The organism is Streptococcus sp. HMSC067A03, from assembly GCF_001814295.1.
GTDB classification, from domain to species: domain Bacteria; phylum Bacillota; class Bacilli; order Lactobacillales; family Streptococcaceae; genus Streptococcus; species Streptococcus constellatus.
On record NZ_KV815661.1, the window covers coordinates 329 to 2,927 of the forward strand.

Below are 2,599 nucleotides of genomic sequence, written 5' to 3' on the forward strand. Positions count from 1 at the left end.
GGAGGCAAAGGGGATTCATCTTTGGACGCCGCTTCGTAAAAATATGGAGGGCATTGATGAGCGTAACATTCCTGCAATTCTAGCCATTCGAGGAACTATTGAAACTTGAATCTTTGTTCTAAATGCAATGTTTGACATTGAGCACCCGATTGTTAGGTCTTTAGCAGAATGGCAATTGGAGATTGAACAGGTTCTTTTAGCCTACCATTTAGAATTTTTTGTCAACTAGCAACGTGAGTACTATATGATTAGTGTAAATTGTTTTATATGGTTCTCATTTTAAATATTTCTTTATAATTAAATATCTAAAGGAAGTATAAAGAAGAGAAGAAGCTAATTTTATCATAGTATCTATTAGACTTCTAATTAATTTTCAAGTAAAACGCTATCAGTTCTATCTTTTTACTATTCTTTATGTTATACTAAGTAGGTTGCAAAAACTAAAAGCTTTTCTGTTTAATGGTAACTAGCGACCAAGTTGGCGCTTTTTTAGTATTCCGATTTGAGAAACCATATTTTTAATAAAAAGAAGAGCCAAAATGTCTTATAAGGTAGCTTCGTACTGCCTTTTAGAAAGAAGAAAAAATTGAAATTTAATGAATTACATTTGTCTGCTGAATTGTTAGCAGAAATTGACAAAGCTGGTTTTGTAGAAGCTAGCCCGATTCAAGAACAGACCATTCCGCTGGCTATGGCAGGAAAAGACGTCATTGGACAAGCCCAGACTGGTACTGGAAAAACAGCTGCGTTTGGTTTTCCTACTCTGGAAAAGATTGATACAGAGGATCCAACTGTTCAGGCACTGATTATTGCACCGACTCGTGAATTAGCAGTACAGAGTCAAGAAGAACTCTTTAGATTTGGTCGTAGTAAGGGTGTCAAAGTCCGCTCAGTTTATGGCGGGTCTAGCATTGAAAAGCAAATTAAAGCTTTGAAATCAGGTGCTCACATTGTCGTAGGAACCCCAGGGCGTTTATTAGACCTCATTAAGCGTAAGGCGTTGAAACTCAATCATGTAGAAACGCTTATTTTAGATGAAGCAGACGAAATGCTTAACATGGGCTTTTTGGAAGATATTGAGTCTATCATTTCCCGTGTGCCAGAAGACCGTCAGACCCTTCTCTTTTCAGCAACCATGCCGGATGCTATCAAGCAGATTGGTGTGAAGTTTATGAAAGAACCAACACATGTGAAAATTGCAGCTAAAGAGCTGACTACTGAGCTGGTAGACCAGTACTATATCCGCGTCAAGGAAAATGAAAAATTTGATACCATGACACGTCTTATGGATGTAGAGCAGCCAGAACTTTCTATTGTTTTTGGGCGTACCAAACGCCGAGTAGATGAATTGACTCGTGGTCTCAAGATTCGTGGTTTCCGAGCAGAAGGGATTCATGGCGATTTAGACCAAGGAAAACGCCTCCGTGTACTTCGTGATTTCAAGAATGGCAATTTAGACGTTCTTGTTGCAACAGATGTAGCTGCACGTGGATTGGATATTTCTGGTGTGACCCATGTCTACAACTACGATATTCCGCAGGATCCAGAAAGCTATGTTCACCGGATTGGTCGGACTGGTCGTGCTGGTAAGTCAGGTCAGTCTATCACTTTCGTAGCTCCAAATGAAATGGGCTATCTGCAGATTATCGAAAATCTGACCAAGAAACGCATGAAAGGTATGAAGCCAGCAACTGCAGAAGAAGCCTTTCAAGCTAAGAAAAAAGTAGCCCTCAAAAAGATTGAGCGAGATTTTGCAGATGAGACCATTCGCAGCAATTTTGAGAAATTTGGTAAAGATGCTCGTAAGCTAGCAGCTGAATTTACGCCAGAAGAGTTAGCCTTATATATCTTGAGCCTAACGGTGCAAGATCCAGATACTCTTCCAGAAGTGGAAATTGCGCGTGAGAAACCACTACCGTTTAAATATGTTTCTGGTGCCAATAAGGGGAATCGGAATAATAAAGGTGGAAATCGTCGTGAACGTGGTAGCAGACGTGGCAATTACAAAAAGGGCGGTCGCAATGAGTATTTTGACAAAGAAAAACGCTATCGCAAAGAGCACAAGAAACCACGCAATACTTCAAGTGAGAAGAAAACAGGTTTTGTGATTCGGAATAAAGGTGATAAATAACTATAACTATATAATAATAAAAAGGCGAATAAACATTCGGCACTGCACCCCAATAATGGGACAAGAGAAAAACCCCTCTTATTCGACCAGTTTTCTGTAATCTACAGGAGACTGGTCATTTAATTTCTGTTGAATTCTACTTTCATTATAAAATATGATGTATTTTTCGCCAATATCTGTTATACTATCTTTGGTTAAGTTTCTCCAGTTATGGAGATAGAAGGTTTCAGACTTGAGAACAGAATGAAACTATTCGATACAGGCATGATCTGCTGGTGTTCCCTTACGGGACATATAGCGGGTGATGCCTTTTTCTGTGCAAGCTTGGTAATAAGCTTTCGAGGTGTAAACAGAGCTCTGATCTCTGTGTAAAAGTGCTCCCTTAGGCAATTCCAATTGATTGAGCGTATCCAATACAAAGTCAGTATCTTGACAATCTGAAATGGTGTAAGCTACCATCTCACGATT

General features: G+C 39.4%; 1 protein-coding gene and 1 pseudogene. One reads left to right on the forward strand and one right to left on the reverse strand.

Going from position 1 to position 2,599, the window contains the following annotated elements; genetic code table 11:
- The first annotated feature begins 586 nt into the window (after positions 1–586).
- Positions 587–2,131: a degradosome RNA helicase CshA gene (locus tag HMPREF2963_RS06225; protein ID WP_006270613.1), complete on the forward strand. Its 1,545-nt coding sequence runs from the start codon at positions 587–589 to the stop codon at positions 2,129–2,131.
- 78 nt (positions 2,132–2,209) lie between these two features.
- Here HMPREF2963_RS06225 and HMPREF2963_RS09590 read toward each other — a convergent pair.
- Positions 2,210–2,599: pseudogene (locus tag HMPREF2963_RS09590) on the reverse strand (IS3 family transposase); the annotation flags it as partial.